At 68.0% G+C, this 25,319-nt stretch carries 28 protein-coding genes and 2 tRNA genes; 15 read left to right on the forward strand and 15 right to left on the reverse strand.

Annotated features, from left to right (window positions below; genetic code table 11):
- Window positions 1-7 precede the first annotated feature (7 nt).
- Genes lptF through HWX14_RS31465 form a run of 3 tightly spaced genes read left to right on the forward strand, consistent with a single transcriptional unit; the run spans window position 8 to window position 2,660 of the window.
- Complete coding sequence (lptF, locus tag HWX14_RS31455) at window positions 8-1,102, forward strand: LPS export ABC transporter permease LptF (RefSeq protein ID WP_175886113.1); 1,095 nt, start codon at window positions 8-10, stop codon at window positions 1,100-1,102.
- Between the two features lie 3 nt (window positions 1,103-1,105).
- Complete coding sequence (lptG, locus tag HWX14_RS31460; protein ID WP_060966774.1) at window positions 1,106-2,254, forward strand: LPS export ABC transporter permease LptG; 1,149 nt, start codon at window positions 1,106-1,108, stop codon at window positions 2,252-2,254.
- Between the two features lie 25 nt (window positions 2,255-2,279).
- Window positions 2,280-2,660 carry a CbiX/SirB N-terminal domain-containing protein gene (locus HWX14_RS31465; RefSeq protein WP_175886114.1) on the forward strand — a complete coding sequence of 127 codons (381 nt, stop codon included), beginning with the start codon at window positions 2,280-2,282 and terminating at the stop codon, window positions 2,658-2,660.
- 4 nt (window positions 2,661-2,664) lie between these two features.
- Here HWX14_RS31465 and HWX14_RS31470 read toward each other — a convergent pair.
- From HWX14_RS31470 to HWX14_RS31500, 7 genes are all read right to left on the reverse strand, one after another.
- Window positions 2,665-2,765, reverse strand: a tRNA-Gln gene (locus HWX14_RS31470).
- A 30-nt stretch (window positions 2,766-2,795) separates the two neighbouring features.
- Window positions 2,796-3,545: a uroporphyrinogen-III C-methyltransferase gene (cobA, locus tag HWX14_RS31475; protein ID WP_175886115.1), complete on the reverse strand. Its 750-nt coding sequence runs from the start codon at window positions 3,543-3,545 to the stop codon at window positions 2,796-2,798.
- A 60-nt stretch (window positions 3,546-3,605) separates the two neighbouring features.
- The gene (locus HWX14_RS31480) at window positions 3,606-4,922 is read right to left on the reverse strand and encodes a sulfate adenylyltransferase subunit 1 (RefSeq protein ID WP_126362889.1); all 1,317 of its coding nucleotides are present in this window, start codon (window positions 4,920-4,922) and stop codon (window positions 3,606-3,608) included.
- 22 nt (window positions 4,923-4,944) lie between these two features.
- Entirely contained in the window at window positions 4,945-5,907 is a 963-nt protein-coding gene (gene cysD / locus HWX14_RS31485; RefSeq protein ID WP_175886116.1) for a sulfate adenylyltransferase subunit CysD, read from the reverse strand.
- Between the two features lie 76 nt (window positions 5,908-5,983).
- Complete coding sequence (locus tag HWX14_RS31490; protein ID WP_175886117.1) at window positions 5,984-6,733, reverse strand: phosphoadenylyl-sulfate reductase; 750 nt, start codon at window positions 6,731-6,733, stop codon at window positions 5,984-5,986.
- Complete coding sequence (locus HWX14_RS31495) at window positions 6,730-7,272, reverse strand: DUF934 domain-containing protein (protein ID WP_175886118.1); 543 nt, start codon at window positions 7,270-7,272, stop codon at window positions 6,730-6,732. The genes HWX14_RS31490 and HWX14_RS31495 overlap by 4 nt, the downstream gene beginning before the upstream one ends.
- A gap of 25 nt (window positions 7,273-7,297) precedes the next feature.
- Entirely contained in the window at window positions 7,298-8,977 is a 1,680-nt protein-coding gene (locus tag HWX14_RS31500; RefSeq protein WP_175886119.1) for a nitrite/sulfite reductase, read from the reverse strand.
- A gap of 214 nt (window positions 8,978-9,191) precedes the next feature.
- Here HWX14_RS31500 and HWX14_RS31505 point away from each other — a divergent pair, with 214 nt between their 5' ends.
- The 4 genes from HWX14_RS31505 to HWX14_RS31520 all read left to right on the forward strand — a co-directional run bounded on the left by HWX14_RS31505 (window position 9,192) and on the right by HWX14_RS31520 (window position 11,927).
- On the forward strand, window positions 9,192-10,133 hold the full coding sequence (locus tag HWX14_RS31505; RefSeq protein ID WP_006478072.1) for a CysB family HTH-type transcriptional regulator: 942 nt from the start codon (window positions 9,192-9,194) through the stop codon (window positions 10,131-10,133).
- Between the two features lie 112 nt (window positions 10,134-10,245).
- On the forward strand, window positions 10,246-11,421 hold the full coding sequence (locus HWX14_RS31510; protein WP_175886120.1) for an ABC transporter substrate-binding protein: 1,176 nt from the start codon (window positions 10,246-10,248) through the stop codon (window positions 11,419-11,421).
- Between the two features lie 105 nt (window positions 11,422-11,526).
- Window positions 11,527-11,611: transfer RNA gene (locus HWX14_RS31515), tRNA-Leu, on the forward strand.
- A gap of 148 nt (window positions 11,612-11,759) precedes the next feature.
- A complete protein-coding gene (locus HWX14_RS31520) occupies window positions 11,760-11,927 on the forward strand; it encodes a hypothetical protein (protein ID WP_175886121.1) in 168 nt (55 codons plus the stop codon).
- Between the two features lie 28 nt (window positions 11,928-11,955).
- On the opposite strand, the gene HWX14_RS31525 is transcribed toward HWX14_RS31520, so the two are convergent.
- Window positions 11,956-12,858, reverse strand: a complete 903-nt coding sequence (locus tag HWX14_RS31525) for a LysR family transcriptional regulator (RefSeq protein ID WP_175886122.1) — start codon at window positions 12,856-12,858, stop codon at window positions 11,956-11,958.
- A gap of 119 nt (window positions 12,859-12,977) precedes the next feature.
- Here HWX14_RS31525 and HWX14_RS31530 point away from each other — a divergent pair, with 119 nt between their 5' ends.
- Window positions 12,978-13,715, forward strand: coding sequence for an SDR family oxidoreductase (locus tag HWX14_RS31530; RefSeq protein ID WP_175886123.1), 738 nt, complete (start codon window positions 12,978-12,980; stop codon window positions 13,713-13,715).
- Between the two features lie 43 nt (window positions 13,716-13,758).
- On the forward strand, window positions 13,759-14,658 hold the full coding sequence (locus HWX14_RS31535) for an SDR family oxidoreductase (protein WP_175886124.1): 900 nt from the start codon (window positions 13,759-13,761) through the stop codon (window positions 14,656-14,658).
- Window positions 14,659-14,688: 30 nt separating this feature from the next.
- On the opposite strand, the gene HWX14_RS31540 is transcribed toward HWX14_RS31535, so the two are convergent.
- Window positions 14,689-15,579 carry an alpha/beta hydrolase gene (locus HWX14_RS31540; protein WP_175886125.1) on the reverse strand — a complete coding sequence of 297 codons (891 nt, stop codon included), beginning with the start codon at window positions 15,577-15,579 and terminating at the stop codon, window positions 14,689-14,691.
- Window positions 15,580-15,685: 106 nt separating this feature from the next.
- Between HWX14_RS31540 and HWX14_RS31545 the strand changes: the two genes are divergently transcribed.
- A complete protein-coding gene (locus HWX14_RS31545) occupies window positions 15,686-16,573 on the forward strand; it encodes a LysR substrate-binding domain-containing protein (RefSeq protein WP_175886126.1) in 888 nt (295 codons plus the stop codon).
- A 98-nt stretch (window positions 16,574-16,671) separates the two neighbouring features.
- Here HWX14_RS31545 and HWX14_RS31550 read toward each other — a convergent pair whose 3' ends face one another.
- The 4 genes from HWX14_RS31550 to copC form a co-directional block, all read right to left on the reverse strand.
- Window positions 16,672-17,601: a LysR family transcriptional regulator gene (locus tag HWX14_RS31550; RefSeq protein ID WP_175886127.1), complete on the reverse strand. Its 930-nt coding sequence runs from the start codon at window positions 17,599-17,601 to the stop codon at window positions 16,672-16,674.
- Window positions 17,602-17,766: 165 nt separating this feature from the next.
- Window positions 17,767-18,540 (reverse strand): SDR family oxidoreductase, encoded by a 774-nt coding sequence (locus HWX14_RS31555; RefSeq protein WP_175886128.1) that lies wholly within the window; start codon window positions 18,538-18,540, stop codon window positions 17,767-17,769.
- Between the two features lie 190 nt (window positions 18,541-18,730).
- Window positions 18,731-19,231 (reverse strand): DinB family protein, encoded by a 501-nt coding sequence (locus HWX14_RS31560; protein ID WP_175886129.1) that lies wholly within the window; start codon window positions 19,229-19,231, stop codon window positions 18,731-18,733.
- A gap of 66 nt (window positions 19,232-19,297) precedes the next feature.
- Window positions 19,298-19,672 carry a copper homeostasis periplasmic binding protein CopC gene (gene copC, locus HWX14_RS31565; protein WP_175886130.1) on the reverse strand — a complete coding sequence of 125 codons (375 nt, stop codon included), beginning with the start codon at window positions 19,670-19,672 and terminating at the stop codon, window positions 19,298-19,300.
- Window positions 19,673-19,786: 114 nt separating this feature from the next.
- On the opposite strand from copC, the gene HWX14_RS31570 reads away from it, so the two are divergent.
- Both HWX14_RS31570 and HWX14_RS31575 read left to right on the forward strand, forming a co-directional pair.
- Window positions 19,787-20,503, forward strand: a complete 717-nt coding sequence (locus HWX14_RS31570; protein ID WP_175886131.1) for a 16S rRNA pseudouridine(516) synthase — start codon at window positions 19,787-19,789, stop codon at window positions 20,501-20,503.
- Window positions 20,504-20,609: 106 nt separating this feature from the next.
- Window positions 20,610-20,798 carry a hypothetical protein gene (locus tag HWX14_RS31575; RefSeq protein ID WP_175886132.1) on the forward strand — a complete coding sequence of 63 codons (189 nt, stop codon included), beginning with the start codon at window positions 20,610-20,612 and terminating at the stop codon, window positions 20,796-20,798.
- On the opposite strand, the gene HWX14_RS31580 is transcribed toward HWX14_RS31575, so the two are convergent.
- Window positions 20,781-21,818: an NAD-dependent epimerase/dehydratase family protein gene (locus HWX14_RS31580; RefSeq protein ID WP_175886133.1), complete on the reverse strand. Its 1,038-nt coding sequence runs from the start codon at window positions 21,816-21,818 to the stop codon at window positions 20,781-20,783. The two genes, HWX14_RS31575 and HWX14_RS31580, sit on opposite strands and share 18 nt — an antisense overlap.
- Before the next feature lie 108 nt (window positions 21,819-21,926).
- Between HWX14_RS31580 and HWX14_RS31585 the strand changes: the two genes are divergently transcribed.
- The 3 genes from HWX14_RS31585 (at window position 21,927) to HWX14_RS31595 (ending at window position 24,445) form a co-directional block, all read left to right on the forward strand.
- Window positions 21,927-22,508: a 2Fe-2S iron-sulfur cluster-binding protein gene (locus tag HWX14_RS31585; RefSeq protein WP_175886134.1), complete on the forward strand. Its 582-nt coding sequence runs from the start codon at window positions 21,927-21,929 to the stop codon at window positions 22,506-22,508.
- A gap of 283 nt (window positions 22,509-22,791) precedes the next feature.
- Window positions 22,792-23,976: an acetylornithine transaminase gene (locus HWX14_RS31590; protein ID WP_175886135.1), complete on the forward strand. Its 1,185-nt coding sequence runs from the start codon at window positions 22,792-22,794 to the stop codon at window positions 23,974-23,976.
- Window positions 23,977-23,989: 13 nt separating this feature from the next.
- The gene (locus HWX14_RS31595) at window positions 23,990-24,445 is read left to right on the forward strand and encodes a GNAT family acetyltransferase (RefSeq protein WP_175886136.1); all 456 of its coding nucleotides are present in this window, start codon (window positions 23,990-23,992) and stop codon (window positions 24,443-24,445) included.
- Window positions 24,446-24,468: 23 nt separating this feature from the next.
- Here HWX14_RS31595 and HWX14_RS31600 read toward each other — a convergent pair whose 3' ends face one another.
- The gene (locus HWX14_RS31600) at window positions 24,469-25,140 is read right to left on the reverse strand and encodes a DUF2278 family protein (RefSeq protein ID WP_175886137.1); all 672 of its coding nucleotides are present in this window, start codon (window positions 25,138-25,140) and stop codon (window positions 24,469-24,471) included.
- Between the last annotated feature and the right edge of the window lie 179 nt (window positions 25,141-25,319).

A 25,319-nucleotide genomic window follows, 5' to 3' on the forward strand; every position in this document is an offset into this window, starting at 1 on the left:
ATCAAGAATGATCTTCGAACGCTCCCTCCAGCGCGAGCTTGCGTATACGGCTGGCGCCGTGTTCATGGTGCTGCTCACGATCATGCTCACGACGATGATGATTCGCATCGTCGGCTACGCCGCGTCCGGCGAAATCGATCCCCGGGACGTGCTCGTGCTGATCGGCCTGACCGTGATCGGCTATCTCGCCGTGATGCTCGTCGTCACGCTGTTCGTGTCGATCCTGTTCGTGCTGACCCGGTGGTACCGGGACTCCGAAATGGTGGTCTGGCTCGCGTCCGGCGTGAGCCTCACGCGCCTCATCAAGCCGATCGGCGTGTTCGCCACGCCGATCATCCTGCTGATCGCCTTCTTCGCGTTCGTCGGCTGGCCGTGGTCGAACCAGCAGAGCAAGATGATCAAGGCGCGCTTCCAGCAGCGCGACGAAATCTCGCTGCTCGCGCCCGGCCAGTTCCGCGAGTCGGCCGCGAACCACCGCGTGTTCTTCATCGAGAAGATGTCGCCCGACCAGAGCAAGGTGCAGAACGTCTTCGTCACGTCGACGGAAAACGGCAAGGTCAACGTGGTCGTGTCGCAAACGGGCCATACGGAAACCTCGAAGGACGGCGATCGCTTCGTCGTCCTCGAGGACGGCCGCCGCTACGACGGCACGCCCGGCCAGCCGAACTTCAAGATCATGGAGTTCGAGCGCTACGGCGTGAAAATCACGAGCAAGCCGGTCACCAACGTGCAGACCACCAACAGCACGCCCACGCCCGACCTGCTGCGCAACCCGACGCGCGACAACCTCGCGGAATTCGCGTGGCGCGCGGGGCTGCCGCTGATCGCGATCAACCTGATGGTGCTCGGCATCCCGCTGTCGTACCAGAACCCGCGCCGCAGCCGCACGATCAACCTCGTGATGGCCGTGCTGATCTACCTCACGTATTCGAACCTGCTGAACGTCGTGCAGGCGCAGATCGAGCAGGGCAAGATGTCGTTCGGCGTCGGCCTCGTCGGGCTGCACGTGCTCGTCGCGGCGATCGTCGCGTTCATTTTCTGGTTGCGCGTGCGCAATCGTCCGTTGTTGACACGCGCGCTGTTCGGCCGCTCGGGAGCATGATCGATGCGGCTCTATGAAAAGTACTTCGCGCGGCAGATCTACGTCACGTTCATCTTCATCCTGTTCGCGTTCTCCGGTCTGTTCTTCTTCTTCGACCTGATCAGCGAACTGAACTCGGTCGGGCACGGCAACTACAAGTTCGGCTACGCGGTGCTGCGCGTCGCGCTGCAGACGCCGTCGCGCTTCTACGAGATCATCCCGGTCGCCGCGCTGATCAGCGCGATCTACGTGTTCGCGCAGATGGCCGCGAACTCGGAATTCACGATCTTCCGCGTGTCGGGCCTCGCGACCAACCAGGCGCTGCGCTCGCTGCTGAAGATCGGCGTGCCGCTCGTGATCGTCACCTACCTGATCGGCGAATTCGTCGGCCCGTACGCCGACCAGTTGTCCGAACGCGTGCGGCTGCAGGCGCTTGGCGCATCGGTGTCGTCGAACTTCCAGTCGGGCGTGTGGGTCAAGGACACGCTCGCGGCCCGCGAGAACGGCGAGCAGGTCACGCGCTTCGTCAACGTCGGCAGCCTGTCGCCCGACTCGACGATCAGCAACGTGCGCATCTACGAATTCGACTCGAAATTCCAGCTGCAGAACGTGCGGATCGCGCAGACCGGCCGCTACGAGCCGCCCGGCCACTGGCTGCTGAAGGGCGTTACCGAAACGGAGCTGACGCCGATCAAGCCGGTCAGCGGCCAGCCGGCCGATGCGCTGAACCCCGTGTACCGGTCGCAGCAGGTGTCGCTGCCCGAATACCGGCTGCGGTCCGACCTGACACCGCAGATCCTGTCGGTGCTGCTCGTGTCGCCGGAGCGCATGTCGATCATCAACCTGTTCCGCTACATCCAGCACTTGCGCGAGAACCAGCAGGACACGCAGCGCTACGACATCGCGCTGTGGCGCAAGCTGCTGTATCCGTTCGCGGTGTTCGTGATGCTCGTGCTGTCGCTGCCGTTCGCGTACCTGCACACGCGCGCCGGCGTGGTCGGCGTGAAAGTGTTCGGCGGCATCATGCTCGGCATGAGCTTCCAGCTGCTCAACACGCTGTTCTCGCACATCGGTACGCTGAACACGTGGCCCGCGCCGCTCACCGCCGCGACGCCGGGCCTCATCTATCTCGCGCTCGGCCTGTTCGCGCTCAAGTGGGTCGACCGGCACTGAGCGCCGTCACGACGGAGGCTTCCAGATGAGTTCGCACGGTATCGTCCTGTTCGGCCACGGCGCCCGCGACCCGCGCTGGGCCGAGCCGTTCGAGCGGCTCGCCGCGCGGCTGCGCGGCGGCTCCCCTGCCGCGCAGGTGTCGCTCGCGTTCCTCGAACTGATGACGCCGTCGCTCGGTGATGCCGTGGCCGCGCAAGTCGCGGCCGGCTGCACGCGCATCACCGTGGTGCCGGTGTTCTTCGGCCAGGGCGGCCATGTACGCCGCGACCTGCCGCAGCTCGTCGACGCATGCCGCACCGCGCATCCGGGCGTCGAGATCCGCTGCGCGACGGCCGTCGGCGAAGACGACGGCGTGCTCGACGCGGTCGCGCGCTACTGCGTCGACCAGCTCGGCGGCGACGCGTAAGCGACGCGGCGAGCCGAAGCGGTAAGCCCAACCGGCAAGCCCAAAACAAAAAAGCGCTGGCTTCAGAAGCCAGCGCTTTTTTTCGCCTATCGGAGCAATCGCCGCGTCGCGTGCCGCGCGAACTGCTCCGCCGACTCAAGCGGCATTGCGCAACGCGCCGCCCTCTTTCACGAGCCGTGCGCGTTCGGCGAACGCGTCGCCGATCATCAGCAGGCTCGGTTCCGCGGGATCGAGCCATGCCTGCGCGTCGCCGGCCGCCATCTGCGCGAGCGTCAGCGTCAGCGTGCGTTCGCGGGCGGTGCTACAGGCCTCGACGATCGCCACCGGTGTCGCCGGCGCACGGCCCGCGTCGATCAGTTCCTGCGCGATGCCGGGCGCGCTGTCGCGGCCCATGTAGTAGACGATCGAATCGGCGCGCGCGGCTTCGCGGATCTCGTCGCTGCCCGGCGCACGGCTGTGCGTCGCGAACGCGACGCTGCGCGATACGCCGCGCAATGTCAGCGAACGCTTGAGCGTCGCCGCACCGGCCAGCGCCGCGGTGATGCCCGGCACGACCTCGTAGTCGATGCCGGCCGCCTCCAGCGCGCGCATTTCCTCTTCGGCGCGGCCGAACAGCATCGGATCGCCGCCCTTCAGCCGCACGACGCACGCATGCTCGCGCGCCGCATCGACGATCTGCTTGTTGATGAAATGCTGCGCGGTCGAGCGCTGCCCGCAGCGCTTGCCGACCGCGATCTTCCGCGCGTTCGGCGCATAGTCGAGCATCGCCGGCTCGACGAGCGCGTCGTGCAGCACGACGTCGGCCTGTTCGAGCAGCCGCATGCCGCGCACCGTGATGAGGTCCGCCGCGCCCGGTCCTGCTCCGATCAGATATACCTTGCCCATGTGTGTCGCTTCGCTAGGGTCCTGCCGCGGCGGCCGGTTCGCCGCCGCGCAAATTGACGATTACGCCGAGAACGCGCGGATCATGCCCGCGGCGACCGTGTGATGCGTCGCCTCGTCGATCAGCACGAACGCGCCCGTACCGGGGTGCGCATCGTAGGTGTCGCAGACGATCGGCTTTTGCAGCGTCAGCGCCACGCGGCCGATGTCGTTCATCTTCAGTTCCTGACGGTCGGTCGCGTGCGACAGCGTATGCACGTCGAGCACCTGCTTGACCGCGCCGATCTTCGCGAACACCGTGCTGGTGGTCTGCTTCAGCAGGTACTTGCGCTGCTGCGACAGCGGCGCGTCGTCGAACCAGCACAGGTCGGCTTCCAGCTTCTTGGCCGGCTCGACCGGCTCGGCGGTCGTGACGAACATGTCGCCGCGCGACACGTCGACGTCCTCTTCGAGACGGATCGTCACCGTCTGGCCCGCGAACGCGTGCGCGACCGACGCGGTGCCGCCCGGCACCGGCGCGACGATCTCGGCGACCGTTGCGGTGCGGTTCGACGGCAGCACGACGATTTCGTCGCCGACCTTCACCTCGCCCGACTCGATCCGGCCCATGTAGCCGCGGAAATCGTCGGCCGAGCTGCCGTCCTGGCGCGCGACCCACTGCACCGGGAAGCGCAGCGCGTCATGCGCCTGCGTCTCGACCGGCAGCGACTCGAGCACGTCGAGCAGCGGCTCGCCCGCGTACCACGGCATGCGCTCGCTCGCGCCGACGATGTTGTCGCCCTTCAGCGCCGACACCGGCACGAAGCGCACGTCGGTCAGGCCGAGCTGCTTCGCGAGCGCGACGTACGCGTCGCGGATCTCGTTGAAGCGCGCCTCGCTATAGTCGACGAGGTCCATCTTGTTGATCGCGACGATCACGTGCTGCAGCCCGAGCAGCTTGACGATCGCGCTGTGGCGCTTGGTCTGCGGCAGCAGTTGCACGACGCCGTTCTCGACCGTGATGCGCGTCGCGTCGATCAGCACGATCGCCGCGTGCGCGGTCGACGCGCCCGTCACCATGTTGCGCGTGTACTGCTCGTGGCCCGGCGTGTCGGCGATGATGAACTTGCGCTTCGCGGTCGCGAAGTAGCGGTACGCGACGTCGATCGTGATGCCCTGCTCGCGCTCGGCTTCGAGGCCGTCCGTCAGCAGCGCGAGGTCGAGCTCGTCGCCGACCGTGCGCTTGTTCTTCGCGCGCGACAGCGCGGACAGCTGGTCGGACAGCACGGCCTTGCTGTCGTACAGCAGGCGGCCGATCAGCGTGCTCTTGCCGTCGTCGACGCTGCCCGCGGTGATGAAACGCAACACGCCGAGGTCTTCGGTGTTCTCGATGATGCTCATGATGTGAATGTCCTCGTGTGCTTCAGAAATAACCTTGCTTCTTGCGCTGTTCCATCGCGGCTTCGGATGCCTGGTCGTCCATCCGGGTCGCGCCGCGCTCGGTGATCTCGGTCACCGCCGTCTCGGCGATGATCTTCTCGACGTCGTCCGCGTCGCTCTCGACCGGGCACGTGCAGCTGATGTCGCCGACCGTGCGGAAGCGCACCTGCGCGAGCTCGCTCGTCTCGCCGTCACGCATCGGCGTGAGCGGCGTGACCGGCACGAGCAGCCCGTTGCGGCGCACGATCTCGCGCTGGTGCGCGTAATAGATCGACGGCAGTTCGAGGTTCTCGCGCGCGATGTACTGCCACACGTCGAGCTCGGTCCAGTTCGAGATCGGGAACACGCGCAGATGCTCGCCCTTGTGCAGGCGGGCGTTGTACAGGCTCCACAGTTCCGGGCGCTGCGCCTTCGGGTCCCACTGGCCGAATTCGTCGCGGAACGAGAAGATCCGTTCCTTCGCGCGCGCCTTCTCTTCGTCGCGGCGCGCGCCGCCGATCAGCGCCGTGTAGCCGTGCTGCTCGATCGTTTCCAGCAGCGTGACGGCCTGCGCGGCGTTGCGCGAATCGGTTTCGCGGCGCAGCACGACCGTGCCGCGCTTGATCGAATCCTCGACGTGGCCGACCACCAGTTCGGCGCCGAGCTCTTGCGCGCGGCGATCGCGGAAGTCGATCACTTCCTCGTAGTTGTGGCCCGTGTCGATATGCACGAGCGGGAACGGCAGCGTCGTCTTGCGGTTCGCGCCGAGGCCGAATGCCTTCAGCGCGAGGTGCAGCACGACGACCGAATCCTTGCCGCCCGAGAACAACAGCGCCGGCTTGCTGCATTCGGCAACCAGTTCGCGCAGGATGTGGATCGACTCGGCTTCGAGCCAGTCGAGGTGGCCCATGCGGCTGTCGTCGCCGGTGGGCGGGGCAAAGGCGGATTGCTCGAGCGTCGTGCTCATGATTTCAGTCCTTCTCTTCTGGGTTCGTGCCGCCCGCTGTCGCAGGCGGCGCAATATTCAGTTTCTTATCGGGCGTTCAGTGCGCGGCGCCGGCTTCGGCCGCCGCGGGAATCGGCGTGATCGTGATGTGCAGCCCGCATTCCTTCGTGTCGCGCGACTCCCACCACCAGCGGCCCGCGCGGCTGTCCTCGCCGGGACGGATCGCGCGCGTGCACGGCTCGCAGCCGATGCTCGGGTAGCCGCGCGCGTGCAGCGGGTTGACCGGGACGTCGAACGCGTTAAGGTACGCCCACACGTCGGCTTCCGTCCAGTCGGCGAGCGGGTTGTACTTCGCGATCCCGCGCGCTTCGTCCTGTTCTTCCTCGTGCAGCTCCGCACGCGTGACCGACTGCTCGCGGCGCTGGCCCGTCACCCACGCGCCGACGTCCGCCAGCGCGCGGTTCAGCGGCTCGACCTTGCGGATGTGGCAGCACGACTTGCGCAGCTCGACGCTCTCGTAGAACGCGTTCAGGCCGTGCTCGGCGACATATTGGTCGACCGCGTCCTGCCGCGGGTGGAACTGCTCGATCTCGTAGCCGTAGCGCTCGCGCACGCGGTCGATCATGCCGAGCGTTTCCGCATGCAGACGGCCCGTGTTCAGCGAGAAGATGCCGATCGACACGCCCTTCGACAGGATCGCGTGCGTGAGCAGCATGTCTTCCGCGGCGAGGCTGCTCGCGAACTTCACCTTGTCGTGACGCTCGCCGATCTGCGCGAGCAGCGCGTCGAGGCGCTCGACCTTCGCGGCGAGTTCCGGCGTCAGCGCGGTGACGGTCGCGGTACTCATGCGCTCACCTTGGCGTCGGGCGCTGCCTCGCGGCGGCGAAACAACGGCGCCGGCTCGTCGAACGCGCCCTGGTAACGCTGCGTGAATTCCGTGAACGCATTCAGCGCGTCGTGGATGTCCTTGTCGGCACGCACCGCGAATGCGTCGAAGCCGCAACGCGACATGTACAGCAATTGGTCGCGCAGCACGTCGCCGATCGCGCGCAGCTCGCCGGTCCAGCCATGACGCTCGCGCAGCAGGCGCGCGATGCTGTAGCCGCGGCCGTCCGCGAAGCGCGGGAAATCGACCGCGATCAGCGAAATCGCACCGAAGTCGGCCACGAGATCGGCCGGCTCGCTGTCCGGCGCGAGCCACACGCCGAGTTCGTCCTTCGTCTTCGCGGCGACGAGCGCCGCGCGCTCGGCCTGCCACAATGCGAACGGCACCAGCACCTTGCCGGCCGGCAATGCGTCGACCGCGGGCAGCGTACCGTCTTCCGCCGCGCGCACGACCTGCCATGCGTCGTCGATCACTGCGCGGTTCTTGATAATCGAAGCCATCTGCAAATTCCTTCTACCCGGTTGGTTACGCGTTCACTGCCTGGCGCGCCGCATACACGCGCTCCTTGAACGGCGCGATGCCGATGCGGTCGTACGTGTCGACGAAGCGCTCGCCGTCGATGCGTGCCTCGACGAACGTGTCGATCAGCTTCGCGATCACGTCGGGCACTTCTTCCGCCGAGAACGACGGCCCGATCACGCGGCCGAGGCGCGCGCCGTTGCGGCCCGTGCCCTGCTCGCCGCCGAGCGACACCTGGTACCACTCGGCGCCGTCCTTGTCGACGCCGAGGATGCCGATGTTGCCGACGTGGTGATGACCGCACGAGTTCATGCAACCGGAAATGTTCAGCGACAGTTCGCCGAGGTCGTACACGTAGTCGAGATCGTCGAAACGCTGCTGGATCGCCAGCGCGATCGGGATCGACTTCGCGTTCGCAAGCGAGCAGAAGTCCCCGCCCGGGCACGCGATGATGTCGGTCAGGAGGCCGACGTTCGGCGTCGCGAAACCGGCCGCCTTCGCCTTTTCCCACAGCGCGAACAGGTCGCGCTTCTTCACGTTCGCGAGAATCAGGTTCTGCTCGTGCGACACGCGCAGCTCGCCGAACGAGTACGCGTCGGCCCAGTCGGCGACCAGATCCATCTGCGCGTCGGTCGCGTCGCCCGGGGCCACGCGGTGGTCCTTCAGCGACAGCGTGACGGCCGCATAGCCCGGCACCTTGTGCGGCGCGACGTTACGCTCGACCCAGCGCGCGAACGCCTTGTTCTCGAGCAGGTGCTGTTCGAACGACGCGTCGGTGTCGGCCAGCTTCTCGTAGACGGGCGGCTGGAAGTACTGCGACACGCGGTCGATTTCGGCCTGCGTGAGCGTCGACGGGCCGTCCTTCAGGTGCTGCCATTCTTCCTCGACCTGCTGCGCGAACTTCGCCGGCGACAGCGCCTTCACGAGGATCTTGATCCGCGCCTTGTACAGGTTGTCGCGGCGGCCGTAACGGTTGTACACGCGCAGCACGGCTTCGCAGTACGTGAGCAGGTGCTGCCACGGCAGGTCTTCCTTGATCACCGCGCCGATGATCGGCGTGCGGCCGAGGCCGCCGCCCGCGAGGATGCTCGCGACCACCTCGCCCTGCGCGTTCTTCTTCAGGTACACGCCGAGGTCGTGGATCTGCACGGCCGCGCGGTCATGCGCCGAGCCCGACACCGCGATCTTGAACTTGCGCGGCAGCCACGCGAATTCGGGATGGAACGTCGACCACTGGCGCAGGATCTCGGCCCACGGGCGCGGATCGATCTCTTCGTCGTGCGCGACGCCGGCGAACTGGTCGGCCGTGATGTTGCGGATGCAGTTGCCCGACGTCTGGATCCCGTGCATCTGCACCGACGCGAGCTTCGCGAGGATCTCGGGCGTGTCTTCGAGCTCGATCCAGTTGAACTGGATGTTCGAGCGGGTCGAGAAGTGGCCGTAGCCGCGGTCGTGTTCGCGGGCGATGCGCGCCAGCATCCGGAGCTGGTCGCTGCGCAGGTTGCCGTACGGAATCGCGATGCGGTGCATGTACGCGTGGCGCTGCATGTACAGGCCGTTCTGCAGACGCAGCGGACGGAATTCGTCTTCGCTCAACTCGCCCGACAGCCGGCGGCGCACCTGATCGCGGTACTGCGCGACTCGCTCGTCGACGATCGTCTGGTCGTATTGGTCGTACTGATACATTCGGGGACCCCAGGGTTTTCGTGTTGACCGCGCGACGTCCTAGCCACGTCGCGCCCGAATCTCCGTTCCGTCGTCACCGCCGCCAACCGAGGCCGGCTGGATTGCTAATGACGAAAACAGATATCCATATTTGAAAAACTCCGGTGAATCGTAATAAACTCGCCTTATATTTCAAACGACTAAAAAATTCTGTTGATATGCGGAAGGGTTATAAATGAACCTGCACCAATTTCGCTTCGTGCGCGAGGCCGTCCGGCAGAATTTCAACCTCACCGAGGCCGCCAAGGCGCTCTACACGTCGCAGCCGGGGGTATCGAAGGCGATCATCGAGCTCGAGGACGAGCTGGGCGTCGAGATCTTCACGCGGCACGGCAAGCGCGTGCGCTCGCTCACCGAGCCGGGCCGGATCATCCTCGCGTCGGTCGAGCGGATTCTCCAGGAGGTGGAAAGCCTGAAAAGGGTCGGAAAGGATTATGCGGCGCAGGATCAGGGCAACCTGACCATCGCGGCGACCCACACGCAGGCCCGCTATTCGCTGCCGGCCGCGATCGCCGAGTTCAAGAAGCGCTTCCCGAAGGTGCACCTGTCGATCCTGCAAGGCAGCCCGACGCAGGTGGCCGAGATGGTGATCCACGACCAGGCCGATCTCGCGATCGCGACCGAGGCGATCTCCGACTACAAGGAGCTCGTGTCGCTGCCCTGCTTCCAGTGGCATCACGCGGCCGTCGTGCCGGCCGACCATCCGCTGCTCGAACGCAAGCCGGTCACGCTCGACGATCTCGCGCAGTACCCGCTGATCACGTACGACGACGCGTTCGCCGGCCGCAAGAAGATCAATCATGCGTTCGCGCTGCGCGGGCTGTCGCCGGACATCGTGCTCGAGGCGATCGACGCCGACGTGATCAAGACCTATGTCGAACTCGGCCTCGGCGTCGGCATCATGGCCGACATCGCGTTCAATCCGGAGCGCGACCGCGGCCTGCGGCTGATCCCGGTCGGCCACCTGTTCGGCAGCAACGTGACGCGCGTCGCGCTCAAGCAGGGTGCCTACCTGCGCAGCTATGTGTATACGCTCGTCGAACTGCTGTCGCCGACGCTGAACCGCAAGCTGATCGAGCAGGCGCTCAAGGGCGAAGCCGAATCGTACGAGCTGTAAGCGCCCCGGGGGTCCGGAAAACCCGGGGCGGCCCGGCGTTTTCCCGAGCCCGCGTGTATAAACACCGGGGCGCATATCGCGCCCCTTTTCGTTGCCCGACGGAGATTCCCGCATGACGCTTCCCGCCCTGCCACGGCTGCCCGCCTCGTTGCGCCGCGCCGCCGGCGCCGCCCTCGTGCTGGCCTGCGCGGCCGCGCACGCCGACCTGAAGGTCGGCGTCGACCTGTCGTCGACCGGCCCGGCCGCCGCGATCGGCATCACGAGCAAGAACGCGATCCTGATGTGGCCGAAGACGATCGCCGGGCAACCCGTGCAGGTCACGGTGCTCGACGACGCGTCCGACCCGGGCGCCGCGGTGCGCAACATCCGCAAGCTGGTCGACGAGGATCACGTCGACGTCGTGGTCGGCCCGAACATCACGCCGGCCGCGCTCGCGGCGCTCGACCCGGTGGCCGCAGCCCAGACGCCGATGATCACGCTGGTCGGCTCGGGCTCGATCGTCGAGCCGCAGGAAGGCGCGCGGACCTGGGCGTTCAAGATGGCGCAGAGCGACCGCGCGATGGCCGACGTGATGACGCGCTACATGGCGAACCACGGCGTGAAGACGGTCGGCTTCATCGGCTTCGCGGACAGCTACGGCGACAGCTGGCTCAACGAATTCACGCGCTTCGCGGACCTGCGCAAGATCCGCGTGATCGCGACCGAACGCTTCAACCGCACCGACGCGAGCGTCACGGGCCAGGCGCTGAAGCTGATCGCGGCGAAACCCGACGCGATCCTGATCGCCGGCGCGGGCACGCCGACCGTGCTGCCGCAGCGTACGCTGATCGAGCGCGGCTACAAGGGCGCGATCTACCAGACGCACGGGATCGCGACGCCGGAATTCATCAAGCTGGGCGGCAAGGACGTCGACGGGACGCTGTTCCCGACCCAGCCGGTGGTCGTCGCGCGCACGCTGCCGGCCGACCACCCGGCCCGTCAGGCCGCGCTCGCGTTCGTCGATGCGTACGACGCGAAGTACGGCGCCGGCACGGTCACGCAGTTCGCGGGCGACGCGGCAGGCGTCTACCCGCGCCTCGCCGATGCGGTCGGCCGCGCGCTGAAAACCGCGCAGCCCGGCACGCCCGCGTTCCGCGCGGCGCTGCGCCGCGAGCTGGAACGCGCGCACGAGCTCGTCGTGCCGAACGGCGTCGTCAATACGAGCGACAAGGATCACGTGGGACTCGACCAGCGCGCGAGCGTGATGGGGATCGTGAAACAGGGCCGGTTCGTGTACCTGAGCCAGTAGCAGATGCGGCCGGTCGCGGAGCTGCTTGCCCGGCGCCCCGTTTTCCGCCATAATCCGCGTTTCGCCGCGCACAATCTGCATCATCGGACGCGCGGCCAGGATCAAGCCCAGGTGGTGAAATTGGTAGACGCAGGGGACTCAAAATCCCCCGCCGCAAGGCGTGCCGGTTCGATTCCGGCCCTGGGCACCAGTCTTTCGCAGCATCATGCGCTGCAACCGTCGAAACCCGCGCAAGCTCGCCGCTTCGCGGGTTTTTTGTTGTTGCGCCGCGTTCGCCGCAACAGGTGGCCCGCTCCGACAGTCCAAGCATCAGGAAATGCCGACCATGGAGGCCGCCCATGTCCATGCGCACGATTGCATGCCGGACTTGCCGCGGCGTGCTCGCCACCGTGCTGGCGCTCATGCTCGGCGGCTGCGACATACTGAGCGCGCCGCCCGTGCCCGACTGGCCCGGGCCGCACGCGCCCTATCCGTTCCCGGACAACATTCCCCATCGCACCGAATGACCTGACGGCCGCCCTTCGCCCGTCAGACTCAGGCCATCAACTCGCGGACGAAGTCGAGAAACACCCTCACTTTCGCGGCCACGAGGTTCGACGCGTGGTGATACGCGTAAAGCGGGAAGGTTTCGTCCGTCCATTCCGGCAACAGCAGGACCAGCCGCCCTTCGGCCAAGACGTCCCGCGCATAGAGTTCCAGCAGTTGCGCAATACCGACGCCGCCCACGCACGCGCCGAGCAGCCCGCCCGTATCGTTGACGGTCAACCTGCCGGCGGCGTCGATCGGCACGACTTCCTTGCCGCGATGGAACTCCCATTCGTACGGTCGGCCCGTCACCGGATCGCGGATCAGCACGCACCGGTGACCGTCCGCGAGATCCCGCGGGTGCCGCGGTTCGCCATGACGCGCGACGTAGGCTGCCGATGCGCAGGTCAGCACGCGCGTCTCGAGCAGCAGTCGCGCCCGATATGACGACGGCTCCGGGATGCCGAAGCGCACGGCCACGTCGAAGCCGTCGGCGACGAGGTCGCCCATCCGGTCCCGCACGCTGATCTCGACCGACAGATCGGGAAAGCGGTCGAGAAATTCCGCCATCCGCGGCGCCAGCACGTAGTGGCCGAACGTGCCGTCCACGTTGACCCGCAGCCGCCCTCTCACGCGCGCCTTCGACTGGCCGGCGTCGAGCGCCGCCTCCTCGATGCCGGCCAAGAGCGGCGCGACCGCCTCGTAAAAGCGTCGCCCTTCGTCGGTCAACGTGATCGCGCGCGCCGTCCGGTTGAAGATCCGGATGCCGACCCGCTCTTCCAGCCGGGCGACGGCGCGGCTCACCGCCGGTTGCGTCAGCCCCATCGCCTCGCCCGCCCGCGCGAAGGTGCCGGCCTCGATCACCGCGGAGAGCACGCCGATACCGCTGAGCAGCCTGCTGTCGAATCCCATGAGACATACTTTCAGTCATTCATTGACTGATCATTATTCATTATTTTTATTGATCGAGGAAGCCTACAGTAGTTCTGTCGCCGGATCGAACGGCATTCAACCTTCATCAGGAGCAGGACATGAGCACATCGGAACAGGTCGCCCTCGTCACGGGTTCGTCGCGCGGCATCGGCGCGGAAATCGCGCGCCAGCTCGCCCGCGACGGCTTCCGGGTCGTCGTCAACTATGCGGGCAGCGCCGGCCCGGCCCGCGAGGTGGTCGACGCGATCGTCGCCGACGGCGGCCAGGCGGTCGCGGTGCAGGCGAACGTCGCCGACCCGGCCGCCGTGGCCGCGCTGTTCGACGCCACCCGCGACGCATTCGGCGGCCTGGATGTGGTGGTCAATTCCGCAGGCGTGATGAAGCTGGCGACCATCGCCGACTGCGACGATGCGCTCTTCGACGAAACGTTCGCGATCAACGTGAAAGGCACGTTCAACGTCTGCCGCGAAGCGGCGAGGCGGGTGCGCGACGGCGGACGCATCATCAGCCTGTCGACCAGCGTGATCGGCATGCGCATGCCGACTTACGGCGTGTACGTCGCCAGCAAGGCGGCAGTCGAAAGCCTCACGCAAGTGCTTGCGCAGGAAATGCGCGGGCGCGGCGTCCGCGTGAATGCGGTCGCGCCCGGGCCGGTCGCGACCGAGTTGTTCCTGCAGGGCAAGAGCCCCGAACTCGTCGATCGGCTCGCGAAGCTGAATCCGCTTGAGCGGCTCGGCCAGCCCGACGACATCGCGCGCGTCGTCGCATTCCTCGCCGGCCCGGACGGCGCGTGGATCAACGGCCAGATCCTGCGCGCCAACGGCGGCATGTGCTGACGGGCCGCTCGCCGCCGCCTCATCTTTCCGCAGGAGATAGCTCATGAACAAAGTCGTCCTCGTCACCGGCGCGTCCAGCGGCTTCGGCTGGCTGACGGCCCAGGCGCTCGCCCGCGCCGGTCACACGGTCTATGCATCGATGCGCGAGAGCGCCGGGCGCAATGCGCCGCGCGCCGCCGCCGTCGCGGCCTATGCGCAGGAACACGGCGTCGACCTGCGCAGCGTCGAACTCGACGTCGGCGACGACGTATCGGTCGACGCCGCCATCGAGCGCGTGATCGCCGACAACGGCCGTCTGGACATCGTCGTCCACAACGCGGGCCACATGGTGTTCGGGCCGGCCGAAGCGTTCACGCCCGAGCAGCTTGCGCAGCTCTACGACATCAACGTCGTGTCGACCCAGCGCGTGAACCGCGCGGCGCTGCCGCACCTGCGCCGCCGGGGTCGCGGCCTGCTCGTGTGGGTGTCGTCCTCGTCGGCGCGCGGCGGCACCCCGCCGTTCCTCGCGCCCTACTTCGCCGCGAAAGCCGCGATGGATTCGCTCGCGGTGTCCTACGCCGCCGAACTCGCCCGCTGGGGCATCGAGACGTCGATCGTCGTGCCGGGCGCGTTCACCCGGGGCACGAATCACTTCGTCCATGCGGGCAAGCCGGCCGATACCGCCGTGCAGGCGGCCTACGACAACGGGCCGTACGCGGGCGTCGCCGACCAGGCGCTGACGGGCCTCGCCGCGCTTGAACCGGCCGACGCCGACGCCGGCGCCGTCGCCACGGCGATTGCCGAGCTCGTCGCGGCGCCGGCCGGCAAGCGCCCCTATACCGTGTTCGTCGACCCGTCACAGGACGGCGCCGAGGAAGTGTTCCGCGTCGGCGATCGCATCCGCCGCGAGCTGTTCAGGAACATCGGCCTCGCCGATCTGCTCGCGCCGCGCGTCGGCGGCTGATCGTTCGCGCGCCGGGCCGGCCGGCGCGCGTCAACCCCGCTCGCAGAACCGGAGAATCGCGTCCGCGACCGCCGCCGCGGATTCGCGCTGCGGGAAGTGCCCGATTCCGTCGAGCACTTGCCGCTCGTAGCGCCCGGCGAAGAACCGCTCGCGCCCGGCCGAGCTGTCCGGATGATTGCAGGTGTCCGCGCCGCCGTGCAGCACCAGCGTCGGCACCGCCAGCACGGGCGCCGGGTTCAGCCGCGCGTCGTCGGCGGCATAGGCCGGCGTGCCCGGCGCGAAGCCCCAGCGCTGCCGGTACGAATGCAGCACGACGTCGATCCAGTCGGGTCCGTCGAACGCGACGGCCGCCGCGTCGAAATCGCTGTCGCGATACCAGCCCGGTGGCGACCACGTATCCCACATCAGGCGCGCGAACGCGCGGCGGTCGTCGCGCAGCGCCTGCTCGCCGCGCGGCGTCGCCATGAACCAGTGATACCAGTAGTTGCGCGCCTGCTGTAGCGACAGCGGCTGAGCGGGATCGTTGGTGCCGTACCCGACCGACAGCATCACGAGCTGCGATGCGACGCCGTCGCGCAGCCCGCACGCGTTCGCGGCCGCGCGGGCGCCCCAGTCGTGGCCGACCAGCACGGGCCGCTCGATACCGAGCGCATCGACGAATTCGAGCAGGTCGCGCCCGAGCGCCGCGAGCTGGCCGCTGCGCGGCACGGACGCGTCGCGAAAGCGGGTCGGCGCAAAACCGCGCAATGCAGGGGCGAGCACGCGGTAGCCGCGTGCGGCCAGCGCCGACGCCACCGCCTCCCAGCCGACCGGGCTGTCCGGCCAGCCGTGCAGCAGCACGGCCACGCGCTCGCCGCGCGGGTTCCATTCGAGATAGGCAATGTCGAGCGACGCGGTCGTCGCCTGCGCATAGGTCGTCATCGTGTACTCCATACAGTCAGCTTGAACCTACGATGGTAGGCCGGCCTTTCATCACGATTCGCGGAGTATCATGATTCACTCGTCAAATATTGTGTTGAATCGATCCATGGAACCGCCGACCGACCCCGCGTCCACCGCGCTCGACATCGCGCTGCTGCGCACCTTTCTCGAAGTCGTCGACAGCCGTGGGTTCGCGCCGGCCGCGGAACGCCTCGCGCTGACGCCGTCCGCCGTCAGCGGCCACATCAAGCGGCTCGAACAGGCGGCCGGCACCGTGCTGCTGGCGCGCACGACACGCCGTATCGCGCTGACGCCGGCCGGCGACACGCTGTACGCGTACGCGCGCAACATCGTCGACATGGAGCGCGAGGTGCGCGCGCGGCTGCGCGGCGCGCCGGCGCACGGGCCGCTGCGGATCGGCGCGTCGGAGGATTTCGCGGGCACGTGGCTGCCGCAGGTGCTGCGCACGTTCCGCGACCGCCATCCGCGCACATCGATCGAACTGAAGGTCGGGATCACCGCGTCGCTGCTGCGCGAGCAATCGTTGGGCCGGCTGGACGTCGTGTTCGGCAAGCAGTGCCGACAGGTCGACACGCCGGGCGAACTGCTGTGGGAGGAGCCGCTCGTGTGGGCCTTCGCGGCCGATACGGCGCTCGACGCCGACGAAGGCGTGCCGCTCGCGCTGTTTCCGGAACCGTGCGTGTACCGGGAAGCCGCGGTGTCCACGCTCGCGGCGGCGCTGCGGCCGTTTCGCGTGCTGTTCGAAAGCGCGAGCATGGCCGGCTGCATGTCGGCCGCGCTCGCCGGCTTCGCGGTCACGGCGCTCGCGCGCAGCCAACTGCGCGACGGCCTGCGCGCGTGCGGGCCGCACGACGGCCTGCCGGCGCTGCCGGCCGCCCGCTTTTACGCATTCGCGTCGAAACCCGCAGGCGTCGGCGCCGCGCTGATCGACGCGGTGCGGGCCACCGGGCGCATGCGGCAGTTCGCCGCCTGAGCGCGCGCGGCGCGCTCGTCGCACGGGCCGCCGCGTCGCGCCGGCGTCACGGGCCGGTAAACGACGGACGGCCTGTGGATACCGGCACGATGCCGCTGTCAGTCGCCGCTGTCGCTCGCGCCCGCGTCGTTCAATGCCTCCGCCATCAACGCGCCGAACCACTCGATGAACGCATTGAGCCGCCTCGAGCGATGCCGGCGGTGCGGATACACGGCCGACACGTCCATCGGCTCGGCGCGGTGGCCAGGCATCACGTCGACGAGCGCACCGCTTGCGAGCAAATGCTCGACGTCGAAGCGCGGAATCTGGATCAGCCCCATTCCCGCGACGCAGCCGGCGATATAGGTTTCGGCGTTGTTGACGATCACGCGGCTCGGCAGTGCCAACGTGTGCCGCTGCCCGTTCGCGCAGTATTCCCAGCCGAGTTCGCGCCCCGTCGTCGGCGACGCATAGCCGATCGCCCAGTGCCCGTGCGCGAGCGCATCCGGATGCTCGGGCACGCCGCACTCGCGCAGGTAGTCGGGGCTCGCGCAGTTGATCAGCGTGAACTGCCCGAGCGGCCGCACGACGAGGCTGCTGTCCGCGAGCCGCCCGACGCGGATCGCGCAGTCGACGCCCTCCTGCACGAGGTCGATCGTGCGGTCCGTCGAGCCGAGCGACAGTTGCAGCTTCGGGTGGCGGCGAAACAGCGACGGCAGCGCGGGCGCCACGACGCGCCGCGCGATCCGGCTCGGCACGTCGACGTTCAGCCGCCCGACCACGTCGCGGTCGCGGCGCCGGAACAGGCGGTCGAGTTCGTCGGCCTCCGCGAGCAGGCGCCGGCCGCGTTCGAGCAGCAACGCGCCGTCGGCGGTCAGCTGCACCTGGCGCGTCGTGCGGTGCAGCAGCCGCGTGCCGAGCGCCGTCTCGAGCTGCTGGACGGCCGCCGACACGGTTGCGCGCGGCACGTCGAGCGCATGCGCGGCCTTGATGAAGCTGCCCATCTCGGCAACCTGCAGGAAGATCCTGACCTGATCCAGCTTGTCCATCGGCGGGAAACCCGGGTTCGAACGACGGTCGGCGCCGGCCGCCGCGCATCGCGGCCGGCTTCGGCGGCACAGAGAAAACGGGCGCGCGGCCTCATGGCTGCGCGCCCGTCCATTGTCCACGCAAACGCGCCAGTGCGGTGCGCCGCGCGGCCGCAAGCGGCCCCGTTACTTGGTCGTATAGCCGCCGTTGATCAGGATCGTCTGGCCCGTGATCCACCAGCCATCGGTCACGAGATGGCGGATGAACGGCACGACGTCCTCGATGTCGGTCAGCCCCGTCTTGCTGAACGGGGACAGCGCGGCGGCCGTCTTGTGATACGCGACCGCATCGGCGCCTTCGGCCGGATAGAAGAACGGCGTATCCATCGGGCCCGGCCCGACGGCCGTCACCGAGATCCCGCGCGCGCCGTACTCCTTCGACGCCGCGCGCGTGAAGTGCTCGACCGGCGCCTTCGATCCTTCGTACGCCGCGTAGAACGGCGTGAACGCGCCGAGCAGCGACGTCACGAGCGTGACGAGCTTGCCGTGATCCTCGAGGTGCCGACCGGCTTCCTTGATGAAGAAGAACGCCGACTTGCTGTTGACCGCGAACATCTCGTCGTACTCGGCTTCGCTGATCTCGGTGAACGGCTTCTTCAGCACCTTGCCGACCGTGTTGATCGCGATGTCGATCTTGCCGAAGCGCTGCTTCGCGTCGTCGAACAGCTGCTCGACCGCGGCGGCCGTCGTCAGGTCCGCCTGGAACGTCGCGGCTTGTGCGCCGGCCGCCCGCACCGCGGCGGCCGTCTCCTCGGCCTGCGCCTGCGACGCCGCGCTGTTGTAGTGAATCGCCACCGCCTTCGCGCCGTGGCCCGCCAGGTCCCGGGCGATCAGGCCGCCGAGATTCTTTGCGCCGCCTGCGATCAGGACGACCTTGTCTGCGAGCGTATGAGTTGCCACGGTTGACTCCTTTTTTCGTTGGACGAAGCTAGGAGTGTAGGCATATGCGACGCACCGGTCAGCCGGCCGCGGCTGGATGGATTATCCAGAAAACCGAGCCAATCGAAGCCCGGTAATGTGGTCTGCCGCACCGACGGCGACGCCGGATTCTGCGACCGATCGACTGCGGACTGCGCAGCCCCCGGCCGGCTCAGCGCGCGTACAGCGCCGCGTCGATCTTGCCGAGCAGCCACTGCATGCCGGCCAGATGCTGCTGGTCGTGGCTGCACAGGTAGTGGACGAGCCCGCGCACGGTCAGCGAACCGTAGCCGTCGAACGCGCCGGTACGCTCGAACTGCTCGGGCGTGAGGCGCGACAGCCATTCCAGCGTCTCGCGTCGTGCGTCGCGGATCGCCGCGAGCACGTCGGATGCATACGCATCGTCGTAGCGCCGCGCGATCGCGAGCGCGTCGCCGTCGATCGACACGAGCAGCGGGTGGTCTTCGTCGAGCATGCGCCGCAGCCGCACGTGATAGCCGTCGATCTCGATGTCGCGCACGTGGCACAGCTGCCCGAGCGGCGAGAAATGCTCGCTCGGGATGCCGGCCCAGTCGTCGGGCGTCCAGCGCGCGTAGCCGTCGGGCACGGCCGCGAAATGCGCTTCGAGCTGACGGGGGAAATCGGCGAGTGCGTCGAGCGTCGTCGGATTCATGCGGGAGCCTCCCTGTCGGATAAAGGCGAGCGGCAACCCAGGCACGGGCCTGCCGCCGCCGTTGCGTCACTTCACGCTGAAGCCGTATGCGCCCTGCGTGCGATGCCCGTCGGTCGCGACGGCCACCCACTTCACCGTATACGCGCCGGTGCCGAGCGCCGCGAGCGGCACCGTCATCCGCTTGCGGTTCGACGCGTCGATGCGCGCGCGGTCGTTCGACACCGTCTTGCCGTCGCCGTCGACGACGACGATCGAGCTGAATGCCGGCTCCAGCGGCTCGGTGAAGTCGATCGTGACGGCCGCCGGTGCGGCGGCCAGCGCCGCGCCCGCCGCCGGGTCGCTCTTCGCGAGATGCGCGTGCGCGAACGCGGCCGACGAAACGGTCGCGGCGACGATGACGGCGGCCGCATGGCGGCCGAACCGGAATGAATCGAAAGGCATGGACTGTCCGTGAAGAATGAACGGGCGCCGCGCGCCGCGCGGCGTCCCGGCAGCTTACCAGCGCAGGCGCGTTCATGCCGTCCCTACGCCGGTGCTTGATAGAATGCGCGCGCTATGGATCTCGAAAGCATTCTCTACACCCAGGGCTTCGGCTCGCGCCGCCAGTGCCGCGGTCTGATCGAAACAGGCCGCGTCGCCGTCGCGGGCGCTGCCGCGACCGACCCGGACGCCCCCTTCGACACCGACGGCCTCGTGTTCTCGGTCGACGATACGGCATGGCCGTTCCATGCGCGCGCGTATCTCGCGCTCAACAAGCCGGCCGGCTACGAGTGTTCGCGCGATCCGCAGCACCATGCGAGCGTGTTCAGCCTGCTGCCCGCGCCGCTGGTCGCGCGCGGCGTGCAGTGCGTCGGCCGGCTCGACCAGGACACGACCGGCCTGCTGCTGCTGTCCGACGACGGCCAGTTCGTGCATGCGTACACGTCGCCGAAGCGCAAGGTGCCGAAGACCTACGTCGCGACCGTGCGCCACCCGCTCGACGACGCCCAATTGCACGCGCTACGCACCGGCGTGCAGCTGCATGGCGAGCCGAAGCCGATCGCGGCCGTCGCCGCCGAGGCCCGCGACACGCACGCGCTGGCGCTGACCGTGCTCGAAGGCAAGTACCACCAGGTCAAGCGGATGGTCGCGGCGGCGAGCAACCGCGTCGAGTTGCTGCACCGCGAAAGCATCGGCGGCTTCGTGCTGCCGGCCGATCTCGCGCCGGGCGCGTGGCGATGGCTCGACGAAGCCGACCTTTCAATGCTGCGCAATCCCGTTCAAACCCTGTAAGGGAAAATCCGCACGACCGTTCGATGTCCGGCTGCGTCTCGGCCGCAGGTTCCCCCGCTATACTGAAATCACAAGCTGCAAGAGCAGCAATGCAGGGGGAGGCATCATGAACGTCAACCATTCTTTCGAACTGTCGTCGGTGATGATCGCGTTCGCGGTCCTCGGTGTCGTCGTGATCGGCGGCCTGCTGGCCACGATGCATCTGAAGCACAAATATCATCCGAACCTGATCGGCGCGCTGATCGGTGCGCTGCTGTGCTTCCTGCTGATCGAGGCGTTACCGGCGCTCACCTGACGCGCTGCCGGGCGCGAGCGTTTGAAGGAAATCGTCTACGGTCGGATAGCGCAACGTCACGCACAATTCGGCCTTGAGCCGTGCGTTGGACAGGCGCCGCGACTCGCGCATGAACGACAGCAGCGTCGGCTCGAGCAGGCGCTCCGCGTCCGCGCGGCTGATGCGCGGCGGCTTCGGCAGGCCGAGCACCTGCGCGACCCGGTCGAAATACTCTCCCATCCGCAGTTCGGTGTCGTCCGACGCGTGCACGGCGCGCGCCGGCTTGCCGCGCTCGGCCGCACGGCGCAGGATCGCCGCGAGATCGTCCGCGTGGATGTGGTTCGTGTACACGTCGTCGGCCGGCTCGAGCGCCGGCGTGCCGCGCTCAAGCCGCGCGACCGGCAGGCGGTTCGCCGCGTAGATGCCGGGAATGCGCACGATGCGCGCGGACAGCACGCCGCGCACCGTCGCCGCACGCAGTTGCCGCTCGGCCGACACGCGCCGGAACGCACGCGCGTTCGCCGGGCGCAGCGGCTGCGTTTCGTCGATGCGCGCGCCGCCGCAGTCGCCGTAGACGCCCGTCGTGCTGGCGTAGACCAGCCTCGGCGCGCGAAGGCCGTCGGGTACAATACGCGCTCCCCGAACGGGCGTGCCGGCCTGTCGCGCCGCGCAGCGCAGCGTTCGGAGCCGGCCGACCGCCGGTGCCGGCGGGGTCGATGGCCGACGCGCGGGCATGGACGTTGCGGCGATCAGCGCACGCGTGCGCCGGTCGTCGCGGCCGTCGGACGGCGGCGGCGCGAGATGCAGGATCGTGCGGGCGAGGCCCGCGAGGCGGGCGAGCGTCGCCGGGCGATCGAGGTCGCCGACGATCGGCGTCGCGCCCGCGGCGCGCAGTTCGTCGCGGCGGGCCGGGTGGCTCGTCAGCGCGAGGATGCGCAGATTGCGGCGCGCGTCGCGCCATTGCGCGACGCAGCGCATGCCGACGTCGCCGCAGCCGACGATCAGTACGCGCGGCCGGCGCAGGATTCGTGTCGCGATCATGTTTGGTTGCGAAATCAGTAGCCGCCGTTGCGCGACGCGCAACGGCTTTGCATTGTAGCTGCCGTGCGCGACATGCACGGTTCCCCCATTTTGTTCTAGTTTGGTTCTATGGCATTCAACGTCACTCTCAAGCAAAGCGGCCGGCAATTCCAGGTCGAGTCGGACGAAACCGTGCTGGCGGCCGCGCTGCGCCAGAACGTCCATCTGCCGTACGGCTGCAAGAACGGCGCGTGCGGCTCCTGCAAGGGCCAGATCGTGTCGGGCCAGATCGAACAGGGCCCGCACGCCGCGTCGGCGCTGTCCAACGACGAACGCACGCGCGGCCTCGCGCTGCTGTGCTGCTCGACCGCGCAATGCGATCTCGAGATCGACGTGCGCGAGATCGCAGGCGTCGACGGCGTGCAGGTGAAGAAGCTGCCGTGCCGGATCGCCGCGCTCGAACGCAAGGCGGACGACGTGATGGTCGTGAAGCTGCAGTTGCCCGCCAACGAACGCCTGCAATACCTCGCGGGCCAGTACGTCGAATTCATCCTGAAGGACGGCTCGCGCCGCAACCAGGTGTACGCGTGCGGCGCGCCGGTGATGGTCGAATCCGCGCAGCGCGACTTCACGCAGCACCACGCGCTGCCGGCCGACGAGTTCTACGCCGACTCGTTCACGAGCGCCGCCGATCTCGCGCATCCGGTCTAAGCACCGCGCGCCCGCTGCGCGCCGCCGTGTCACATCCGTGGCATCGCGGCGGTTTACAGTGGGGCGCGGGATGCCTTATGCTTGCGCACATGAACCGCTTCCTGTCCGCTCTCCGACGTCGCCGCTCGCCGCTCCGCCCGGATGCCGCCGGCTCGTCACGGACTCGCGCGTAACCTTCCTCCGCTTCACCGGTTACGCACAAGCTGTTCGACCCACCAGCCACGGCCTTCCGTGGCTTTTTTATTGCCCGTTTCCCTTTCAACGCCCGCTGGAGTCTGCTGCCATGCCCCTGAACGATTATCCGATCGACTCGCTGATGTACATCACGAACCGCCCCGACATCGTGTTTACGCACGGCAAGGGTTCGTGGCTCTACGATCACACGGGCAAGCGCTATCTCGACTTCATCCAGGGCTGGGCCGTCAACAGCCTCGGCCACTGCAACGACGGCATCGTCGAGGCGCTGAAGACGCAGGCCGACAAGCTGCTGAACCCGTCGCCGGCGTTCTACAACGAGCCGATGGCGAAGCTCGCGGGCCTGCTCACGCAGCACAGCGTGTTCGACAAGGTGTTCTTCACGAACAGCGGCGCCGAGGCGAACGAAGGCGCGATCAAGCTCGCGCGCAAGTGGGGCCGCAAGTTCAGGAACGGCGCGTACGAGATCATCACGTTCGACCACAGCTTCCACGGCCGCACGCTCGCGACGATGTCGGCCAGCGGCAAGCCGGGCTGGGACACGATCTACGCGCCGCAGGTGCCGGGCTTCCCGAAGGCCGAACTGAACAACATCGAGTCGGTCGAGAAGCTGATCACCGACAAGACCGTCGCCGTGATGCTCGAACCGATCCAGGGCGAAGGCGGCGTGATCCCGGCCACGCGTGAGTTCATGCAGGCGCTGCGCGCGCTGACGAAGCAGCACAACCTGCTGCTGATCGTCGACGAAGTGCAGAGCGGCTGCGGCCGCGCCGGCACGCTGTTCGCGTACGAACTGTCCGGCATCGAGCCGGACGTCATGACGCTCGCGAAGGGCATCGGCGGCGGCGCACCGCTCGGCGCGCTGCTGTCGAAGGCCGACGTCGCGGTGTTCGAGGCCGGCGACCAGGGCGGCACGTACAACGGCAACCCGCTGATGACGGCGGTCGGCTATTCGGTGATCTCGCAGCTCGTCGCACCCGGCTTCCTCGAAGGGGTGCGTGCGCGCAGCGAGTATCTGAAGCGCAAGCTGCTCGAGCTGTCGGAGGAACGCGGCTTCGAGGGCGAACGCGGCGAAGGCCTGCTGCGCGCGCTGCTGCTCGGCAAGGACATCGGCCCGCAGATCGTCGAGAAGGCGCGCGACATGCAGCCCGACGGCCTGCTGCTGAACGCCGCCCGGCCGAACCTGCTGCGCTTCATGCCGGCACTGAACGTGACGACCGAAGAAATCGACCAGATGATGGCGATGCTGCGGTCGATCCTCGACACGCTGTAAGGAGACCGCCGCGATGGATGCCGCCGCCGATGCTGTCGCGATCCGCCCGTTCGAACGCGCCGACACCGATGCCGTGCTCGCGGTATGGCGCGACGCGTTCCCGCAGTACGACGAGGCCGGTGCGCCGCCGCACCGCGATCCGCTGCGATCGATCGAGCTGAAGCTCGCGACGCAGCCGGAGCTGTTCTTCGTCGCGACCAGCGGCGCGCGCGTCGTCGGCACGCTGATGGCCGGTTTCGACGGACATCGCGGCTGGCTCTACTCGTTCGGCGTCGCGAACGACGCGCGCCGGCTCGGCGTCGGCCGCGCGCTGATCGCGCATGCGGAACGCGCGCTCGCCGCGCGCGGCTGCCTGAAGATCAACCTGCAGGTGCTGCCCGGCAACGACGACGCATGCCGCTTCTACGCGGCGCTCGGCTATCGCGTCGAGGAACGCATCTCGTTCGGCAAGACGCTGCCGGTCGCGTAAAACGCCGCCGGCAGCCGCGCGGCTCAGCGCGTGATCGGCCCCGCGCCCGGCAGCGGATTGCCGAGCGCGTCGGTCGGCACGGCCTGCTGCTCGAACGCCGCGAAATACGCGGCCCACTGCGTGTCGCTCACGCGCACGAGCAGCGCGCCGTCCTGCCACACGTCGTTATGATCGTTGTGGTCGTCGCCCGCGCGATGCAGGTAGTTCGGGCCCGTCGAGCCCTGGTTCATGTGCGCGTCGTGGATCCCGTTGCCTTGCGCATAGGTGCGCCCGAACACGACGACGTCGAGCTCCTGCGACTGCGCGGCGTTCACGAGCCGCAGCAGCGACGGGATCGGCTCCGGATGCTCGGTGCCGTCCATCACCGCACTCGCGCGCCACGCGCCCGTCTCGTTCAGGATGTCGCTGCGCAGGTAGTCAAGCGCGGGCAGCGCCGTTTGCCCGGTCAAGTCCGTGTACCCTTCGGCCGCGGCCGCGAGCGTCTGCGTGACCGGATGGTGGAAATCGTAGACGAGCTTGTAGTTCAGCAGGTCGTCCGCATCGTTGGTGCCGACGTTGATCGCGACGTCCCAGTCGCCTGCCGGCAGCGCCAGCGTCAGGTGAACGTGATACTGGATCTCGCTGCCGTGCGGCGAGCCCTTCAGCTTCGCCACCGACGTCACCTTCGCCTTCACGAAACCGTAGTCCAGACTCATGTGTGTTCTCCGTGTGCCGATGGGTCATCGATGCTACGCGGCCCGTGTGTCGGTTTGCCGGCGACCGGCCGGCGCAACAGTCGAATGGAGTCGCCTTTGCGCGCACTGTTCAACGCGAATCGCCCAATACGAAAAAAGCCGTCACGGTTTCTTCCCGTAACGGCTTTTCGACAGCCCGG

The sequence above is a fragment of the Burkholderia sp. BCC0044 genome (assembly GCF_902832955.1).
Classification (GTDB): domain Bacteria; phylum Pseudomonadota; class Gammaproteobacteria; order Burkholderiales; family Burkholderiaceae; genus Burkholderia.

Excerpts from the sequence above, each read along its gene's own strand:
- lptF (WP_175886113.1), top strand. The coding sequence starts at position 8 with ATGATCTTCGAACGCTCCCTCCAGCGCGAGCTTGCGTATACGGCTGGC.
- HWX14_RS31480 (WP_126362889.1), bottom strand. The coding sequence starts at position 4,922 with ATGAGCATCATCGAGAACACCGAAGACCTCGGCGTGTTGCGTTTCATC.
- cysD (WP_175886116.1), bottom strand. The coding sequence starts at position 5,907 with ATGAGCACGACGCTCGAGCAATCCGCCTTTGCCCCGCCCACCGGCGAC.
- HWX14_RS31490 (WP_175886117.1), bottom strand. The coding sequence starts at position 6,733 with ATGAGTACCGCGACCGTCACCGCGCTGACGCCGGAACTCGCCGCGAAG.
- HWX14_RS31530 (WP_175886123.1), top strand. The coding sequence starts at position 12,978 with ATGAGCACATCGGAACAGGTCGCCCTCGTCACGGGTTCGTCGCGCGGC.
- HWX14_RS31550 (WP_175886127.1), bottom strand. The coding sequence starts at position 17,601 with ATGGACAAGCTGGATCAGGTCAGGATCTTCCTGCAGGTTGCCGAGATG.
- HWX14_RS31600 (WP_175886137.1), bottom strand. The coding sequence starts at position 25,140 with ATGAGTCTGGACTACGGTTTCGTGAAGGCGAAGGTGACGTCGGTGGCG.
- copC (WP_175886130.1), bottom strand. The coding sequence starts at position 19,672 with ATGCCTTTCGATTCATTCCGGTTCGGCCGCCATGCGGCCGCCGTCATC.
- HWX14_RS31505 (WP_006478072.1), top strand. The coding sequence starts at position 9,192 with ATGAACCTGCACCAATTTCGCTTCGTGCGCGAGGCCGTCCGGCAGAAT.
- HWX14_RS31580 (WP_175886133.1), bottom strand. The coding sequence starts at position 21,818 with ATGATCGCGACACGAATCCTGCGCCGGCCGCGCGTACTGATCGTCGGC.
- HWX14_RS31535 (WP_175886124.1), top strand. The coding sequence starts at position 13,759 with ATGAACAAAGTCGTCCTCGTCACCGGCGCGTCCAGCGGCTTCGGCTGG.
- HWX14_RS31560 (WP_175886129.1), bottom strand. The coding sequence starts at position 19,231 with ATGAATCCGACGACGCTCGACGCACTCGCCGATTTCCCCCGTCAGCTC.
- lptG (WP_060966774.1), top strand. The coding sequence starts at position 1,106 with ATGCGGCTCTATGAAAAGTACTTCGCGCGGCAGATCTACGTCACGTTC.
- HWX14_RS31510 (WP_175886120.1), top strand. The coding sequence starts at position 10,246 with ATGACGCTTCCCGCCCTGCCACGGCTGCCCGCCTCGTTGCGCCGCGCC.
- HWX14_RS31500 (WP_175886119.1), bottom strand. The coding sequence starts at position 8,977 with ATGTATCAGTACGACCAATACGACCAGACGATCGTCGACGAGCGAGTC.
- HWX14_RS31525 (WP_175886122.1), bottom strand. The coding sequence starts at position 12,858 with ATGGGATTCGACAGCAGGCTGCTCAGCGGTATCGGCGTGCTCTCCGCG.
- HWX14_RS31590 (WP_175886135.1), top strand. The coding sequence starts at position 22,792 with ATGCCCCTGAACGATTATCCGATCGACTCGCTGATGTACATCACGAAC.
- HWX14_RS31495 (WP_175886118.1), bottom strand. The coding sequence starts at position 7,272 with ATGGCTTCGATTATCAAGAACCGCGCAGTGATCGACGACGCATGGCAG.
- cobA (WP_175886115.1), bottom strand. The coding sequence starts at position 3,545 with ATGGGCAAGGTATATCTGATCGGAGCAGGACCGGGCGCGGCGGACCTC.
- HWX14_RS31585 (WP_175886134.1), top strand. The coding sequence starts at position 21,927 with ATGGCATTCAACGTCACTCTCAAGCAAAGCGGCCGGCAATTCCAGGTC.
- HWX14_RS31545 (WP_175886126.1), top strand. The coding sequence starts at position 15,686 with ATGGAACCGCCGACCGACCCCGCGTCCACCGCGCTCGACATCGCGCTG.
- HWX14_RS31575 (WP_175886132.1), top strand. The coding sequence starts at position 20,610 with ATGAACGTCAACCATTCTTTCGAACTGTCGTCGGTGATGATCGCGTTC.
- HWX14_RS31595 (WP_175886136.1), top strand. The coding sequence starts at position 23,990 with ATGGATGCCGCCGCCGATGCTGTCGCGATCCGCCCGTTCGAACGCGCC.
- HWX14_RS31540 (WP_175886125.1), bottom strand. The coding sequence starts at position 15,579 with ATGACGACCTATGCGCAGGCGACGACCGCGTCGCTCGACATTGCCTAT.
- HWX14_RS31570 (WP_175886131.1), top strand. The coding sequence starts at position 19,787 with ATGGATCTCGAAAGCATTCTCTACACCCAGGGCTTCGGCTCGCGCCGC.
- HWX14_RS31465 (WP_175886114.1), top strand. The coding sequence starts at position 2,280 with ATGAGTTCGCACGGTATCGTCCTGTTCGGCCACGGCGCCCGCGACCCG.
- HWX14_RS31520 (WP_175886121.1), top strand. The coding sequence starts at position 11,760 with ATGTCCATGCGCACGATTGCATGCCGGACTTGCCGCGGCGTGCTCGCC.